This window comes from Streptomyces sp. NPDC001663 (assembly GCF_042893105.1).
Lineage (GTDB): Bacteria > Actinomycetota > Actinomycetes > Streptomycetales > Streptomycetaceae > Streptomyces.
The window spans coordinates 441227-455606 of record NZ_JBIAUR010000008.1; the positions used below are offsets into that span (position 1 = coordinate 441227).

The following is a 14380-nucleotide window of genomic DNA, read 5'->3' on the forward strand; positions in this document are numbered from 1 at the left end:
CCGATGCTTCTTCTGGAGAACCCATGTACAGACTCACCGGCGTCACCAAGCGCTACACGCGGGGCAAGGAGACGGTGGAGGCGCTGCGCGGCATCGACCTCACCATCGAGGACGGCGACCAGCTCGTCATCCAGGGCCCGACCGGAGGCGGCAAGTCCACCCTGCTGCAGATGATCGGCGGCCTGGACCGGCCCTCCGAGGGCAGCGTCGAGCTGGACGGCGTCGACCTGGCGCGGATCAGCGAGGCCAAGCTGACCCGGCTGCGCGCCGAGAAGATCGGCATCATCTTCCAGGCGTTCAACCTCATCCCGACCCTGACCGCCCAGGAGAACGTCGAGACGGCCCTGGTCCCGCTCGGCGTGAAGCCCGCCGAACGCCGGGAGCGCGCGGCCGAGGCGCTGCGCTCGGTCGGCCTCGGCGAGCGCCTCTCGCACGTCCCGACCGAGCTGTCCGGCGGCCAGCAGCAGCGCGTCGCCATCGCCCGCGCACTGGTCAAGAAGCCGAAGGTGCTGCTCGCCGACGAGCCCACCGGCAACCTCGACGAGGGCACCCGCGACGACATCATGGCCCTGCTGGAGGGCCTGTGGCGCGAGCACGGCCTGACGTTCGTCATCGTCACCCACGACTCGTCCATCGCCCGCCGGGCCCCGCGCCTGGCGACCATCAAGGCGGGGCAGCTGACGCTGACGGAGCAACAGCCTTCCGGCCTGCAGGCGTACGACAGCCAGGTCGCCTACTGACCGCGGTCCATGGGCCCGAGGGGGCCGTTCACCGCCCGAGCAGCCGGTCGATCTCGGCCATCTGCCCGGCGGTGAGCGGCCCCTTCGCGATCGCGCCGGCGTTCTGCTCGGCCTGCGCGACCGAACGGAAGCCGGGGATCGGGACGGTGCGCGCACTGCGCGCCCACAGCCAGGCCAGGGCGCCCTGGGCGAGCGTACGGCCGCCGCTGGTGAGGATCTCCCGGAGCGCGTCGATCCGGGCGACCCAGTCCGCGTCGGCCCCGGAGCCCTCGCTGAAGCCCTCCAGCCAGGCCGGCGGCCTGCTGCGGATGTCGCCCGCCTCCAGGGCCCCTTGCCGCTTGCCCGCCAGCAACCCCATGGCCAGCGGGCTGCGGTTGATGCTCGCGAGCCCCGACTCCTCGCACAGCACCAGCATGTCGGGCGCGTCACTGAGCACGTTGAGTGCGTGCTGTACGGCAGCGCAGTGCTCCCCTTCCGCGAACACGGCGGCGCGGGCCGGGTCGTCGGTGCTCCAGGCGTAGGCGCGGATGAGTCCCTCCCCCACGAACTCCTCGCACAGGTCCCGCAGTTGGGCTGCCCGCTCGGGCTCGGCGTCGGAGATGTGCAGCTGGTAGAGGTCGACGTAGTCGGTGTCCAGCCGCTTCAGCGACGCGGTCAGCGCGCGGCGGGCATGCTCCGGGGAGTCGTCGCGGCCGGTGAGGGTGCGGGTCTCCTCGTCGAAGACGTTGCCCCACTTGGTGGCTACGACGACGTCGGCGCGGCGCTTGCCCAGCGCCCGGCCGAGGATGCGCTCGCTGTGTCCGGTGCCGTAGGTGTCGGCGGTGTCGAAGAAGGTCACGCCGAGGTCGAGGGCGCGCCGGATCGCCCGTACGGACTCGTCGTCGTCGACCTTGCCCCAGCCCAGCGGCTGGCCTTCGGTGTTCTGCCACTCACCGCCGATGGCCCAGCAGCCGAAGCCGAGAGCGCTTACTCCGATGCCGCTGCGGCCCAGTGTCCTGTTCGTCTCCATACCGCTGGACACTAGGAGTTGGAGCGCACCCTAGGGCAAGGGGTTTCACGCCTGACCGGTCTCGAAGCGGGAGATCCTGCCGTCCTCGGTGACGTCGAAGCTCCACCGGGTGCGCATCTCGCCCCAGGTGTCGTTGCGGTAGTGGGCGAGGAGGGCGCGGCCGCCCTGGGACTCGTTGTCCACGTCCAGGTGGCCGTTGGAGGAGAAGATCTCCCGGTCGATCCAATCGGCGAGGTCACGGTCGGAGCCGTCGTCCGCCATGGTCGCGTCCTCCGTGAGGAGGGCCAGGAAGCCGTCGCGGTCGTGGGCGTTGACTGCGGTGACGAAGGCGCGAACGGCCGGGTCGCTGAGCTTGGCAGGCTGAATCGTCATGGCAGCCAGACTCACACCGCCCGCCGGGAGCCGCCACCCGAACGGCTGCGCGGATCGGTCCGCCGGGTGTGAGGGGTGGGACGGTGGAAACGCGGAGGGGGTCGTTCCTGCTTCCTGTTCAAGGAGTCACCGTGAGTTCTTACGACCGACGTGATCTGGGCCTGCTGCTGCTCCGGTTGGGTACCGGCGGTGTGCTGGCCGCGCACGGCGCGCAGAAGCTGCTCGGCTGGTTCGGCGGGCATGGCATCGAAGGGACCGGCCAGTTCATGGAGTCCGTCGGCTACTCGCCCGGCCGGGCGAGCGCCACCGCGGCGGGCCTCGCCGAGGCCGGCGGCGGCACCCTGCTGGCGCTGGGCCTGGCGACCCCGGCGGCGGGCGCTGCGGCGGCCGGCGCGATGGCGGGCGCCGCCGCGGTGCACGCCCCGAACGGCTTCTTCAACATGGAGGGCGGCTACGAGTACGCGGCGACCCTGGGCCTGGCCGCCACCGGCCTCGCGGTCGCGGGCCCCGGCCGGCTCTCCCTCGACCACGCCCTCGGCCATGTCTTCGACCGCGGCTGGATGGTCCCGGCGGCGCTGGGGGCGACGGCGGCGGTCACGGCGCTGGTCGTCGGGGCGCGGAACAAGAGGGTGCAGAAGCCGGAGAAGGACGAGGCGGCGGACGAGTTCAGCTCGCAGGAGGCGCTGTTCGGGGAGGGACCGGCGTCGTAGCAGCCGCGTTCGGGGACCGACCGGCGTCGTAGGAGCCGCTGTTCGATGGGCGACCGGTGTGGGCAGGCTGCGCCCATGACTGATCAGCCCACGCCTGCCCCAAGCGGCTCCCCCGAACTCTGGTCCTCCGTCGACGCCCTGTGGACCTGGCTGGACGGCAACCGTCCGCACGGCGGCCGCGAGGGTCTGCTGCTGCGCATGCTCAAGCTGTCGGAGGAGGTCGGCGAGGTCGCCGAGGCGGTGATCGGCGCGACCGGGCAGAACCCGCGCAAGGGCGTCACCCACACCTGGGAGGACGTCCAGGGCGAGCTCTGCGACGTCGTGATCACCGCGCTGGTGGCCCTGCGCACGCTGACGCCGGACACCCGCGAGGTGTTCGCACGGCATCTGGCGCGGGTGACGGAAAGGTCGCTGGGAACCGCTACACCGGGTTCCGTGTAGCCAGGGCGAGCCTGCGGTGGGTGCGGACCATCATTGCGCGGGCCATGAAGGGGTGCACCCTCTTCACCACGCCCCAATACAGCCTGGACTGCCAGGCGTTGGTCTTCACCGAGCTGCACAGGGTCACGTACTTGTCGTCGACGACGATCGAGGCCCAGGCGTCGAGACCGGCCGTGCTCACGTTCATCAGGGCCTCGCCGTCCTGCTTCGCGGCGATCGGGAAGGCGTCGCGCAGGATGCCCGTCCAGGCCGCCGGGTCGCGCGGCATGCCGGGCAGCAGCTCCATGGCGTACGCGTCCTGGTAGTCGGGCCGGTCCACGGCTGTCCTGATCAGTTGGGCGCCTTCGGGAAACCGCACCGCTACGGGCTTGTCCTTGAGCATCGCATGCCTCCATACGCTGGCGTATGGTCAACCATACGGTACCGTATGGTCATGGTGCAACGGCAGCAGACGGAGCAGGGGCGGCGGTCCGGGAAGGCCAGGCTCAGCGCCCGCGACTGGGCGGACGCCGCGCTCGCCGCCATCGGCGAGGGCGGCGGCCTCGCGGCGGTGGCGGTCGAGCCGCTCGCCGCCCGCCTCGGCGCGACGAAGGGCAGCTTCTACTGGCACTTCGGCAATCGCGAGGCGCTGATCGAGGCCGCCCTCGCCCGCTGGGTGGAGGCGAACACCGACGAGATCATCGCGGCGGTGGAGACCGAGCCGGACCCGGAGAAGCGCCTGCGCAGGCTGTTCACCGCGGTCACCAAGCCGGCCGCCACCGATCCGCTGGAGCTCTCGCTGCTCGCCAGCACCGACCACCCCCAGGTCGCCGCCGCGCTGCGGCAGGTCACCGAGCGCCGCATCGGCTACCTGGCCGGGCTCTTCGGCGAGCTCGGCTTCGCCGAGGCCGAGGCGCGACGGCGCGCGCTCATGGCGTACAGCTTCTATCTGGGGCACACCCAGCTCGGCCATGCCGCGCCGTCCGTGCTGCCCTCCCCCGAGGACTTCCCGGCGTATCTGGAGGCGACGATGGATGCGCTCCTGAGACCCGCCTAGCCGGTCATGCCGCCTTGGCCTCCGGTGTGAGCAGGCCGAGTTCGACGGCTTGGACGCCGGCCTGGAAGCGGGACACGGCTCCCAACTCCTGCATCAGCTCGGCGACATGACGGCGATACGTGCGCACGGACAGGCCGAGGCTCTGGGCCGCCGCCTCGTCGGTGCTCCCCGCGGTGAGGCAGCTCAGCACCTGGCGGGCGATCTCGGTACGGCCGCGCGCGCTCACCCTGCGGTAGCTCTGCGCGGGCGTCGCGGTCGACCAGGCGCCGGTGAACAGCGTGTCCAGCGCCCGCAGCACCATCGGCACGCGGATGGTCACCGCCTGCGAGCCCGCCCTGCCGAACTCGGCCCGCATCAACGCCATCCGCTCGTCCACGATCAGTACTTCCTGGTGCTGGTGCGCCGCGATCCTGACGTCGAACGCGGCCCTCGCCGGCAACGGCGTCAGATGGCGCCGCACATTGCGGTCGTCGAGAATCCCCGGTCCCCCGAGCACGCGGACCCCGACTCCGGCGGCGGAGATCTCGCGCAGCATGTCGAGCAGTCCGCTCAGCGCCTCCGACATGGTCACCCGGCACGGCAGCGCCAGCGACACGGAGCGGCGTGCGGTGGAGATCAGGCGCTCGGCGGTCCGCCTTATCCGTGCGTTGCTGGGATCGGACACCACGGTCAGAGCGCCCTGGCCGGCGCCCGCCCGGTGCCTGGTCTTGGACACCGCGTCCTCGACCAGCGCCCGCATCTGGAGCAACGTCTGCTCCAGTTCGTCCCCCATGTTCAGCCTTCCTGGTCAGTTCTGGTCAGTACGTGTGGTGGTCAGTTCTTGATTTCGCAGATCGTGGCGCCGGACGTGACAGCGGCGCCCGCCTCGGCGGAAAGCCCCTTGACGGTGCCGGACTTGTGGGCATTCAGGGGCTGTTCCATCTTCATTGCCTCGAGTACGACGACCAGGTCGCCCTCCTCGACCTCCTGGCCCTCCTCCACCGCGACCTTGACGATCGTTCCCTGCATCGGGGAAGCGAGGACGTCACCCGAGGCCGCCGGCCCGGACTTCCTCACCGCGCGACGCTTGGGGCTCAACGGCCCGGAACGGGACGCGGGGATCGACACCTCGAGCCGCTTGCCGCCGACCTCGACGACGACGGTCTCCCGGCCCGGCTCCTCCTGCTCGGTCTCGCTGGGGGCGGGAGCGGCGAAGGGCGGGATGTCATTGACGAACTCGGTCTCGATCCAGCGGGTGTGGACCGTGAACGGCTCGGCGGTGAAGGCGGGGTCGTCAACTGCTTTGCGATGGAAGGGGATTGCGGTGGCCATGCCCTCGACGGTGAATTCGCCGAGGGCCCTGGCGGCCCGCTCCAGAGCCTCCTCGCGGGTACGGCCCGTCACGATCAGCTTGGCGAGGAGGGAGTCCCAGGCCGGGCCGATCACGCTGCCGGACTCGACGCCGGCGTCCAGGCGGACGCCGGGGCCGGTGGGCGGGGCGAACTCGGTGACCGTGCCGGGCGCGGGCAGGAAGTTGCGGCCGGGGTCCTCGCCGTTGATGCGGAACTCGAAGGAGTGGCCGCGCAGTTCGGGGTCGCCGTAGCCGAGGGCTTCGCCGTCGGCGATGCGGAACATCTCGCGCACCAGGTCGATGCCGGCGACCTCCTCGGTGACCGGGTGCTCGACCTGGAGGCGGGTGTTGACCTCCAGGAAGGAGATCGTGCCGTCCGCGCCGACGAGGAACTCCACGGTGCCGGCACCGACGTAGCCGGCCTCCTTGAGGATCGCCTTCGAGGACGAGTACAGCTCGGCGACCTGCGCCTCGGACAGGAACGGCGCCGGGGCCTCCTCGACCAGCTTCTGGTGGCGGCGCTGCAGCGAGCAGTCACGGGTGGAGACGACGACCACGTTGCCGTGGGTGTCGGCCAGGCACTGGGTCTCCACGTGCCGGGGCTTGTCGAGGTAGCGCTCGACGAAGCACTCCCCGCGGCCGAAGGCGGCCACCGCCTCACGGACGGCCGACTCGTAGAGCTCGGGGACCTCTTCGAGGGTGCGGGCGACCTTCAGGCCGCGCCCGCCGCCGCCGAAGGCGGCCTTGATGGCGATCGGCAGGCCGTGTTCCTCGGCGAAGGCGACGACCTCCTCGGCGCCGCTGACCGGGTCGGGCGTGCCCGCGACGAGCGGGGCGCCGGCGCGCTGCGCGATGTGCCGGGCGGCGACCTTGTCGCCGAGGTCGCGGATGGCCTGCGGCGGCGGGCCGATCCAGATCAGGCCCGCGTCCAGGACCGCCTGCGCGAACTCGGCGTTCTCGGACAGGAAGCCGTAGCCCGGATGGATGGCGTCCGCCCCGGACTCCCGTGCCGCCCCCAACACCTTGTCCACGTCCAGATAACTGGTCGCCGGGGTGTCACCGCCCAGCGCGAACGCCTCGTCGGCGGCGCGGACATGGACGGCGTCCCGGTCCGGGTCCGCGTAGACGGCCACGCTCGCGATCCCCGCGTCCCGACAGGCCCGGGCCACGCGGACAGCGATTTCGCCACGGTTGGCGATGAGCACCTTGCGCATGACGTTCTTCGGGCCCTTCCTCTGCGTGCCCGCGGGAGCGGGATCAATCGATGCCTCGCTGGATATCCGGCTCATCGCCCCACTCCGTGCATGCCGTCCCTACTGACCCGCTTTTCTGCCGGGGGTCCGGGGGTTGTCCCCCGGAATGGTGCAGTGCCGCCCAGCGCGAACGCCTCGTCGGCGGCGATCTCGCCGCGGTTGGCGATGAGCATCTTGCGGATCATCAGTGCGCCCTCCAGGATCCCGCCGGAGGACAGGTCACTCGGTGCGCTCGGTCCCAACTCGCCCTCGCGGGGCCCGAGTCCAGCGCTTCCGGCGCAGTCGGGCGGCTGCCGATGAGCGCGCCGATCAGTGCGGCGAGATCCTCCGGGTCCGGATCTCCTCGTACGACAGTCAGGTGCACGGCAGGCACAACAGGTGCGGCAGATGTCGTCATGGCCATCACACCGGCGGGTTGCCGTGCTTGCGCGACGGCAGGTCGACGTGTTTGGTGCGGAGCATCTCCATGGAGCGGATCAGGATCGAGCGGGTCTCCGCCGGGTCGATCACGTCGTCCACGAGGCCGCGTTCGGCTGCGTAGTACGGGCCCATCAACTCGGTCCGGTACTCCTTGATCTTCTGTGCGCGCACCGCCTCGGTGTCGTCGGCGGCGGCGATCTCCCGGCGGAAGATGACGTTGGCGGCGCCCTCCGCGCCCATCACCGCGATCTCGTTCGACGGCCAGGCCAGGGACAGGTCGGCGCCGATGGAGCGCGAGTCCATGACGATGTACGCGCCGCCGTAGGCCTTGCGCAGCACCAGGGAGATACGCGGGACGGTGGCGTTGCAGTAGGCGTAGAGGAGTTTGGCGCCGCGGCGGATGATGCCGTCGTGCTCCTGGCCGACGCCCGGGAGGAAGCCGGGCACGTCGACGAGGGTGACGAGCGGGATGTTGAAGGCGTCGCAGAACTGGACGAAGCGTGCGGCCTTCTCGGAGGCCTCGATGTCGAGGACGCCGGCCATGCTGCCCGGCTGGTTGGCGACGATGCCGGTGACATGGCCGTCGAGGCGGGTCAGGGTGCACAGGACGTTGGCCGCCCAGCGTTCGCTGACCTCGAAGTGCTCGCCGTCGTCGACGATCTCCTCGATGACCTTGCGCATGTCGTAGGAGCGGCCGGGGTCGGCGGGCACCAGGTCGATGAGCGCCTCGGTGCTGCGGGTCGGCGAGTCCTGCACCGGTGCCCTGGGCGGCAGTTCGCGGTTGTTGGAGGGCAGCAGGGACAGCAGATAGCGGACCTCTTCGAGGCACTGCTCCTCGTCGTCGTAGGCGAAGGCCGCGACGCCCGAGGTGTCCGCGTGGACGTCGGCTCCGCCGAGTTCGTTCTGGCTGACGCGCTCTCCGGTGACCGCCTGGACGACGTCCGGGCCGGTGATGAACATCTGGGAGGTGCCGCGGACCATGAAGACGAAGTCGGTCAGGGCGGGACTGTAGGCGGCGCCGCCCGCGCAGGGGCCCAGCATCACGCTGATCTGCGGGATCACTCCGGAGCAGCGGGTGTTGCGGCGGAAGATGCCGCCGTAGCCGGCGAGTGCGGTGACGCCTTCCTGGATGCGGGCGCCGGCGCCGTCGTTGAGCGAGACCAGCGGGGCCCCCGCGGCCTCGGCGAGGTCCATCACCTTCTGGATCTTCTGGGCGTGCGCCTCGCCGAGTGCGCCGCCGAAGACCCGGAAGTCATGGGCGTAGAGGAAGACCGTGCGGCCGTGCACGGTGCCCCAGCCGGTGATCACGCCGTCCGAGTACGGCTTCTTCGTCTCCATGCCGAAGCCGGTGGCCCGGTGCCGGCGCAGTGCCTCGATCTCGGTGAACGAGCCCTTGTCGAGGAGGAGTTCGATCCTCTCGTGGGCGGTCAGCTTGCCCTTGGCGTGCTGGCGTTCGGTGGCCGCCGGGTCGGGACCCTGCCTGACCAGCGCCTTGAGTTCGGTGAGTGCCATCCTCGTGTTCACCCCCGTGTCCATCCCCCTGTCCCCCTTCATGCCGCGGCGCCGGGCCGGGCGGCCTCGCGGCCGGCCTGGGCGATGGTCCGGTCGAGCCTGCGTGCGTCGTTGGTCGTGTGGACCGGTACGTCGGGTTCGATGCGCCGGCACAGGCCGGAGAGGACGTTGCCCGGGCCCACTTCCACGAAGCGGTCGGCGCCGGCGACGGTCAGTGCGCGCACGGTGCCGGTCCAGCGGACCCGGCCGGCGAGCTGGCGGCGCAGTCGGTCGCGGATGCCCTGGGCGGAGTCGACCAGGTCCGCGGTGACCCCCGAGACCACCGGCACCCGCGGCGCGCGCAGTTCGACCTTGTCGAGTTCTGCGGCGAACTCCTCCTCGATGTCCGCCATCAGGCTGCAGTGGAAGGGTGCTCCCACGTCCAGCACGACGGCCCGGACTGCGCCCGCGTCCTGTGCGTCGCCGCACAGCCGCTGCACCGCGCTGTCCTGGCCGGAGACGACGACCTGTCCCGGCTCGTTGTCGTTGGCCACCTCGACGACCTGGCCGGTCGCGGTGGCGGCCTTGGTGCAGAGGTCCTCCACGGTGGCCAGGTCCAGGCCGATGACCGCCGCCATGCGGCCCGGGACCTGGGCGTTGACCGCGGCCATGAGCTCGCCCCGGCGGCGCACCAGGCGCAGTGCGTCCCGCCAGTCGAGTACGGCCGCGGCGACCAGGGCGGTGTACTCGCCGAGGCTGTGTCCGGCGACGAGTGCGGGCTCGATGCCCCGGCCGCGCAGGACGTCGAGAGTGGCGATGCCGGTCAGGAAGACGGCGGGCTGGGTGACGGCCGTGTCACGCAGCGCCTCCTGCGGTCCTTCCCAGCACAGGCGGGACAGCGGCAGGCCGAGGATCTCGTCCGCCGTGCGGTAGTACGTGTCGATCAGGTCCGGCCGCTGCTCCAGCAGATGGAGGCCCATGCCCACCCGCTGTGACCCCTGGCCGGGGAAGACGAATGCGGTCTTACCCATGACGGCGCACCCCCTTTCAAGGGATTTCGGTTCATGCGTCGGACGCTAGGCAGCCGCCCGGAGGCCGGGCGGCTGAATGGCCAGAAACTGACAGGAGGCAAGAATTCCGCCGTACGGTTCCCGACTTGAATGACATCTTCTTGCGTGACATCTTCTTGCGGTCGGGCCGGTGGAATGTCAGACGGCCTGCTGCTCCTGGCCGCGTTCCCCGCGCAGCAGTCCCGCTTCGGCGGCGAAGACACCCGCCTGGAAACGGGAGTTCGCGCCGAGGAGGCGCATGATCTCGGCGACGTGCCGACGGTAGGTGCGCACGGACATGGACAGCTCACGGGCCGCGACTTCGTCGATGTAGCCCTCGCAGAGGCAGATGAGCACTTCCTGGGGGAACTCGTGGCGAATTCGGTCCAGGGACAACGGAACCGCACGTTTCCACGCACCGGCGAACAGTGCGTTGAACGCCTGGACCACGGCCGGGGCCCGCACCCGCGCGGCGTGCGAGGAGCCCGACTTCACATGGCGGGTCAGGACGGTGCGTCCGTCGACGATGACGGCGCCGTGCAGCAGCGCGTCCGTGATGCGGATCTCCAGGTTGTGCCGCGGTCGCTTGAGGTCGAGCAGGCCGAACTGCTCGGCCGTGGACTGGGATCCGAGCATGCGGATGTGCACACCGGGCAGGCTTTTCGGCGCCCGGGCGAGCACGAAGGTCGGCAGTCCGGCCCCGGAACGGTCGGACGGGAGGACGACGTCCACGCGGCGCTCGGCCTGGCCGAGTTGGTCGGCGAGTGCCTGGAGGGCCGTATGGGCGTCTTCGGTTGTGGTGAGAAGAGAGTTGTTTTCTGCGGAGTCGCGTTCGTTCTTCGGGAAGACCGAATCGATGAGCGAGCGTATCTCCAGAAGCGTGGTTTCGGCTTCTCCGTTGGATTGTGGCGTGAATTCCGCACTAGACACTTTGCGCCCACCCCCGTGGCACGGAAAGCAATGATCACAACTGCAGTCGCCTCCAACAGTACAGTGGCGCAAACTTGACAGTCAACGCGCCTAGTTTTAGTGAGAGTTGAACAAGTCACACGACGGAAACCTGAGTCCTCCTCTTATTCACTGGAAAGGGCTTTCGGATGCCCGGATCGCCGGGGAACTAATGTGGCATTTCCCATATCCGGACCAGGCCTGCGCCGTGTTCCCTCGGTACGGCGACGGCACCCACGAGAGGTGCGGGAAGCGCAAGATCGCGTATCAGCCACGGGCGTTCACGGCCCGGCACTCCGGCCGTCACATGTGCGTGGCCCGGCTGTTCAGGACGGACGTCGAGTTCGTCGAGCGGGCCGACGATTCCCGTCCCGACGGCCTTGAGTACGGCTTCCTTGCGCGTCCAGCAGCGGAAGAAGAGCGCGCCGCGGTCGCCGGGACCGGCCGCCGTGAACACCGCGCGCTCGCGCGGAGTCAGCGCCTTGCCGCCGACGGTGTCCAGGTCGAGGGCCCGGCGCTCCTCCAGATCGACGCCCACGGGAAAGCCGGCCACGGCGAGAATGCCGTGCCCGGCGGTGTGGGACAGGCTGATCCGCGGCGGAGTGCCCGGGGTCAGCAGTGCGGGCGGGCCATGTTCCAGGTCGCCGCAGTCGGGGCACGGTGCTCGGCCGAGCGGCACCGACTGCGGCTCTGTGCCCAGGAGTTCGCCCAGAAGTACGCGCACAAGGGTGCGGCCGCGCACGAACGCGGCGGCTCGCTCGGGGTCCTTGATGCGGGCAGCTCGCTGCAGCTCGGCAGGGCTGAGGACGGTGGGGTTCCCTGCGGGGCCATTCCCTGCGGGGCCATTCCATGTCGGGCTCTCTCTTGCCGGGTTCCTCCACGCCGGGCCCTCCCTTGCCGGGTCCCTTACCGTCGGGCCGTACCGCGCCAGGCCCTCCCCTGCCGGGTCCCTTCCCGTCCGGCCGTACCCCGCGAGGTCCTCCCCTGCCAGGGCCCTCCCCGCCAGGCCCTCCCTCACCGGGTCCCATACCGTCGGGCCGTACCCCGCCAGGCTCTCCCCTGCCGGGTCCCTTCCCGTCCGGCCGTACCCCGCGAGGTCCTCCCCTGCCAGGGCCCTTCCCGCCGGGCTCTCCTTTGCAGGCTTCCTCCCCGTTGGGCCGTTCCACGTCGCGCTCTCCCCTGCCGGTTCCCTCCCCGTCAGGCCGTTCCACGTCGCACTCTCCCCCACCGGGTCCCTCCCCGTCAGGCCGTACCCCGCCAGGCCCTCCGTTGCTGGGTCCCTCCCCGCCGAGCCGTACCCCGCCAAGCCCTCCCTCGCCAAGCCATCCCTCGCCGAGCCCCTCCCCGTCAGCCCATCCCTCGCCGACCCCTCGCCCACCGGCCCCTCCCCGATCAGGCCCTCGCCCGCCGAGCCCGAGGGGGCCGTCCGCCACCACCACACCTGCACTCCCCCGTCGGCGACGTGGCGCTCAGCGCTTGCTCGCGGCAACCGCGACCACCCCGCCGAGCAGGCCGAGGGCGATGCACAGGGGCGAGTACAGCGCGGTGTTCCAGCGCTGGAACTCGTCCGTGGCGCCCGAGTTGAGCAGGAAGCCGCCCAGGCCCCGGCCGAGCAGGACCAGAGCCAGGGCGTAACTCCCGAGTGTGCGCAGCCAGTTGGGGCCGAGCTCCGGGATGGTCTCGTTGACCATCAGGGTGAGCACGGCGCCCGTGATCAGGGCGAGGCCGACGAGTGCGGACAGGGCCGGCGGGGGCATGGTGCCGCTGTCGCTGCCGAGGATCGTTTTGGTGAAGGTCACCTTGTCGGCCAGCGGCCAGGGCGAGAACGCCCAGACGAGGTGGAGGCCGCCGATCGCCACGAGCGCGACGGTCAGGGCCGCCGGGACCACTGTGCGGACCACCGTCGTCACAGCACGATCCCTCCGTCGATCTGAACGACGGAGCCGGTGATGTACGCGGCCCGGTCGGAGGCCAAGTACGAGACCAGGTCGGCGACTTCGTCCGCCGTACCCATGCGGCCGAGCGGCACTCCGGAGACCATCTGCTTGGAGTACTCCGGGTCCAGGCCCGCCACCATGTCGGTCTCGATGAATCCGGGTGCGACGGCGTTGACCCGGATTCCGTACCGTCCGACCTCCTTGGCCAGCGACTTGGTGAAGCCGATGATTCCGGCCTTGGTCGCGGCGTAGTTGGTTTGAGTGGCGATGCCGTAGACGCCCGCGACCGAGGAGAGCGTGACGATGGAGCCGGAGCGGCGCTTGAGCATGTCGAAGGCGACGGCGCGGCACACGTTGTAGGTGCCGGTGAGGTTGACGTCGACGACCTCGGTCCACTGCTCGTCGGTCATCAGCAGCAGCGGGTTGTCGCGGACGATGCCGGCCGAAGTGACCAGTACGTCAATGGGGTTGAGCTGCTCGCCCACCTGCTTGACGAGGTCGCGCACGGAGTCCGCGGAGGCCACGTCGCTCTGGACGGCGAGGATCCGGGTGCCGTGCCGGGAGGCCTCCTTGCGCACCTCGTCGGCGGCCGCCGACTGCGAGGTGTAGCAGAAGGCGACGTCGTAGCCGTCCTGGGCGAGGCGCAGCACACAGGCGCGGCCGATGCCCCGGGAGCCTCCGGTGACGAGGGCGACCTTGGAGGTCTGTTCAGGCATGGGAGAGCTCTCCTTCGGTGGTGTTCTCGCCGTCGGCGGACAGTTCGCCGCCGGGGCGCATGGTGATGACGATCGAGCCGACGGTCAGCAGGGGCGCCCCGTCCAGGAGGCTTTCGCCCTCGAAGATCAGCGTGGTGCCGACGCTGCGGACATGGCGCACCCGGTGCTCGACGAGGCTTCCGGGCAGGGCCCGGGCGTGGACCTGGATGCCGCTGATGGAGCCGAACAGCATGACCAGTTCGGCGACTTCCTCGGGCGTGAACCGCTCCCAGAGCGCGAGCACCCCGGCGGCCTGGCACCAGGACTCCACCAGCAGGGCGACCGGGTAGGCGTGGTCGGCCTCGGTGGCGCCGTCGGGGATCTCCGCGTACCAGGGTTCGTTGGCGGTGATCGCCTTGACGGCGGTGAGGCTCACGCCGGTCTCGACGGCGGTCACCCGGTCGACGAGCAGCATCGGGTAGCGGTGCGGCAGCGTCTGCTTGAGCCGGTCGATGCCGATGACGTACGGCTGGTCGGTCACGACGCCTCCCGCAGGTCGTAGCCGAGGCGGACCTGAGCGGTCTTGCCCCGGGCGGTGGACAGGGCGGCGTGCGCCTTCCAGGCACCGGACTTGAGCTTCCACTCCAGCTCTACGGTCACCTCGTCGTCGGGGAAGACGGGGCTGAGGAAGCGCACGGACTCCACGGCCGTCAGCTGCAACTGCCCTGATTCCTGGGGTGGGTTGGCGATGGCCGCGTGGTGGACGGTCTCGACCAGGCAGACCCCGGGGAAGATCGGGAAGTCGGGGTAGTGGCCGCGGAAGACCTGCTCGTCGGCGCCCACGGTCAGCCGGGTGGTGGCCCCGGCGGGTCGGCGCTCGAGGGTCTGGACGGTGCGGTTCAGGGGGGTGGCGAAGGCCACGGACATCCTGGGCTCAACTCCTTTCGGT

The 14380-nt window shown here is 70.6% G+C and carries 18 protein-coding genes; 4 read left to right on the forward strand and 14 right to left on the reverse strand.

Going from position 1 to position 14380, the window contains the following annotated elements:
- The first annotated feature begins 23 nt into the window (after positions 1 to 23).
- Positions 24 to 740 carry an ABC transporter ATP-binding protein gene (locus tag ACFY1L_RS27185; RefSeq protein WP_388829527.1) on the forward strand — a complete coding sequence of 239 codons (717 nt, stop codon included), beginning with the start codon at positions 24 to 26 and terminating at the stop codon, positions 738 to 740.
- A gap of 28 nt (positions 741 to 768) precedes the next feature.
- On the opposite strand, the gene ACFY1L_RS27190 is transcribed toward ACFY1L_RS27185, so the two are convergent.
- Together ACFY1L_RS27190 and ACFY1L_RS27195 are read right to left on the reverse strand one after the other, a co-directional pair.
- A complete protein-coding gene (locus tag ACFY1L_RS27190; RefSeq protein WP_388829530.1) occupies positions 769 to 1749 on the reverse strand; it encodes an aldo/keto reductase in 981 nt (326 codons plus the stop codon).
- A gap of 45 nt (positions 1750 to 1794) precedes the next feature.
- A complete protein-coding gene (locus ACFY1L_RS27195) occupies positions 1795 to 2121 on the reverse strand; it encodes a nuclear transport factor 2 family protein (RefSeq protein WP_388829533.1) in 327 nt (108 codons plus the stop codon).
- Between the two features lie 131 nt (positions 2122 to 2252).
- On the opposite strand from ACFY1L_RS27195, the gene ACFY1L_RS27200 reads away from it, so the two are divergent.
- Entirely contained in the window at positions 2253 to 2831 is a 579-nt protein-coding gene (locus ACFY1L_RS27200; RefSeq protein ID WP_388829536.1) for a DoxX family protein, read from the forward strand.
- 75 nt (positions 2832 to 2906) lie between these two features.
- Positions 2907 to 3272: a MazG-like family protein gene (locus ACFY1L_RS27205; RefSeq protein WP_388829539.1), complete on the forward strand. Its 366-nt coding sequence runs from the start codon at positions 2907 to 2909 to the stop codon at positions 3270 to 3272.
- On the opposite strand, the gene ACFY1L_RS27210 is transcribed toward ACFY1L_RS27205, so the two are convergent.
- The gene (locus ACFY1L_RS27210; protein ID WP_388829542.1) at positions 3253 to 3654 is read right to left on the reverse strand and encodes a hypothetical protein; all 402 of its coding nucleotides are present in this window, start codon (positions 3652 to 3654) and stop codon (positions 3253 to 3255) included. The genes ACFY1L_RS27205 and ACFY1L_RS27210 overlap by 20 nt on opposite strands.
- Before the next feature lie 45 nt (positions 3655 to 3699).
- Between ACFY1L_RS27210 and ACFY1L_RS27215 the strand changes: the two genes are divergently transcribed.
- The gene (locus ACFY1L_RS27215; RefSeq protein ID WP_388829545.1) at positions 3700 to 4308 is read left to right on the forward strand and encodes a TetR/AcrR family transcriptional regulator; all 609 of its coding nucleotides are present in this window, start codon (positions 3700 to 3702) and stop codon (positions 4306 to 4308) included.
- Positions 4309 to 4312: 4 nt separating this feature from the next.
- Here ACFY1L_RS27215 and ACFY1L_RS27220 read toward each other — a convergent pair whose 3' ends face one another.
- From ACFY1L_RS27220 to ACFY1L_RS27270, 11 genes are all read right to left on the reverse strand, one after another.
- A complete protein-coding gene (locus ACFY1L_RS27220; protein WP_388829548.1) occupies positions 4313 to 5080 on the reverse strand; it encodes a LuxR C-terminal-related transcriptional regulator in 768 nt (255 codons plus the stop codon).
- A gap of 41 nt (positions 5081 to 5121) precedes the next feature.
- Positions 5122 to 6852 (reverse strand): biotin carboxylase N-terminal domain-containing protein, encoded by a 1731-nt coding sequence (locus ACFY1L_RS27225; RefSeq protein ID WP_388829886.1) that lies wholly within the window; start codon positions 6850 to 6852, stop codon positions 5122 to 5124.
- Positions 6853 to 7075: 223 nt separating this feature from the next.
- Complete coding sequence (locus ACFY1L_RS27230) at positions 7076 to 7294, reverse strand: acyl-CoA carboxylase subunit epsilon (protein ID WP_388829551.1); 219 nt, start codon at positions 7292 to 7294, stop codon at positions 7076 to 7078.
- The gene (locus ACFY1L_RS27235) at positions 7294 to 8847 is read right to left on the reverse strand and encodes an acyl-CoA carboxylase subunit beta (protein WP_388829554.1); all 1554 of its coding nucleotides are present in this window, start codon (positions 8845 to 8847) and stop codon (positions 7294 to 7296) included. The genes ACFY1L_RS27230 and ACFY1L_RS27235 overlap by 1 nt, the downstream gene beginning before the upstream one ends.
- A gap of 14 nt (positions 8848 to 8861) precedes the next feature.
- Positions 8862 to 9833 (reverse strand): ACP S-malonyltransferase, encoded by a 972-nt coding sequence (gene fabD / locus ACFY1L_RS27240; RefSeq protein WP_388829557.1) that lies wholly within the window; start codon positions 9831 to 9833, stop codon positions 8862 to 8864.
- 177 nt (positions 9834 to 10010) lie between these two features.
- Positions 10011 to 10781, reverse strand: a complete 771-nt coding sequence (locus ACFY1L_RS27245; RefSeq protein WP_388829560.1) for a LuxR family transcriptional regulator — start codon at positions 10779 to 10781, stop codon at positions 10011 to 10013.
- 187 nt (positions 10782 to 10968) lie between these two features.
- Positions 10969 to 11541, reverse strand: a complete 573-nt coding sequence (locus ACFY1L_RS27250) for a 4'-phosphopantetheinyl transferase family protein (protein WP_388829563.1) — start codon at positions 11539 to 11541, stop codon at positions 10969 to 10971.
- Between the two features lie 727 nt (positions 11542 to 12268).
- Positions 12269 to 12709, reverse strand: coding sequence for a DUF3995 domain-containing protein (locus ACFY1L_RS27255; protein WP_388829566.1), 441 nt, complete (start codon positions 12707 to 12709; stop codon positions 12269 to 12271).
- Entirely contained in the window at positions 12706 to 13452 is a 747-nt protein-coding gene (fabG, locus tag ACFY1L_RS27260; protein ID WP_388829569.1) for a 3-oxoacyl-[acyl-carrier-protein] reductase, read from the reverse strand. Before fabG ends, ACFY1L_RS27255 begins: the two co-directional genes overlap by 4 nt.
- The gene (locus ACFY1L_RS27265) at positions 13445 to 13972 is read right to left on the reverse strand and encodes a 3-hydroxyacyl-ACP dehydratase FabZ family protein (RefSeq protein WP_388829572.1); all 528 of its coding nucleotides are present in this window, start codon (positions 13970 to 13972) and stop codon (positions 13445 to 13447) included. Before ACFY1L_RS27265 ends, fabG begins: the two co-directional genes overlap by 8 nt.
- Positions 13969 to 14358, reverse strand: coding sequence for a 3-hydroxyacyl-ACP dehydratase FabZ family protein (locus ACFY1L_RS27270; RefSeq protein WP_388829575.1), 390 nt, complete (start codon positions 14356 to 14358; stop codon positions 13969 to 13971). The genes ACFY1L_RS27265 and ACFY1L_RS27270 overlap by 4 nt, the downstream gene beginning before the upstream one ends.
- Positions 14359 to 14380: the final 22 nt, after the last annotated feature.

What these genes read in the sequence shown, in the direction of transcription:
- ACFY1L_RS27185 (WP_388829527.1), top strand. Translation starts at nt 24, where the DNA reads ATGTACAGACTCACCGGCGTCACCAAGCGCTACACGCGGGGCAAGGAG.
- ACFY1L_RS27190 (WP_388829530.1), bottom strand. Translation starts at nt 1,749, where the DNA reads ATGGAGACGAACAGGACACTGGGCCGCAGCGGCATCGGAGTAAGCGCT.
- ACFY1L_RS27195 (WP_388829533.1), bottom strand. Translation starts at nt 2,121, where the DNA reads ATGACGATTCAGCCTGCCAAGCTCAGCGACCCGGCCGTTCGCGCCTTC.
- ACFY1L_RS27205 (WP_388829539.1), top strand. Translation starts at nt 2,907, where the DNA reads ATGACTGATCAGCCCACGCCTGCCCCAAGCGGCTCCCCCGAACTCTGG.
- ACFY1L_RS27210 (WP_388829542.1), bottom strand. Translation starts at nt 3,654, where the DNA reads ATGCTCAAGGACAAGCCCGTAGCGGTGCGGTTTCCCGAAGGCGCCCAA.
- ACFY1L_RS27215 (WP_388829545.1), top strand. Translation starts at nt 3,700, where the DNA reads ATGGTCATGGTGCAACGGCAGCAGACGGAGCAGGGGCGGCGGTCCGGG.
- ACFY1L_RS27220 (WP_388829548.1), bottom strand. Translation starts at nt 5,080, where the DNA reads ATGGGGGACGAACTGGAGCAGACGTTGCTCCAGATGCGGGCGCTGGTC.
- ACFY1L_RS27225 (WP_388829886.1), bottom strand. Translation starts at nt 6,852, where the DNA reads ATGCGCAAGGTGCTCATCGCCAACCGTGGCGAAATCGCTGTCCGCGTG.
- ACFY1L_RS27230 (WP_388829551.1), bottom strand. Translation starts at nt 7,294, where the DNA reads ATGGCCATGACGACATCTGCCGCACCTGTTGTGCCTGCCGTGCACCTG.
- ACFY1L_RS27235 (WP_388829554.1), bottom strand. Translation starts at nt 8,847, where the DNA reads ATGGACACGGGGGTGAACACGAGGATGGCACTCACCGAACTCAAGGCG.
- fabD (WP_388829557.1), bottom strand. Translation starts at nt 9,833, where the DNA reads ATGGGTAAGACCGCATTCGTCTTCCCCGGCCAGGGGTCACAGCGGGTG.
- fabG (WP_388829569.1), bottom strand. Translation starts at nt 13,452, where the DNA reads ATGCCTGAACAGACCTCCAAGGTCGCCCTCGTCACCGGAGGCTCCCGG.
- ACFY1L_RS27270 (WP_388829575.1), bottom strand. Translation starts at nt 14,358, where the DNA reads ATGTCCGTGGCCTTCGCCACCCCCCTGAACCGCACCGTCCAGACCCTC.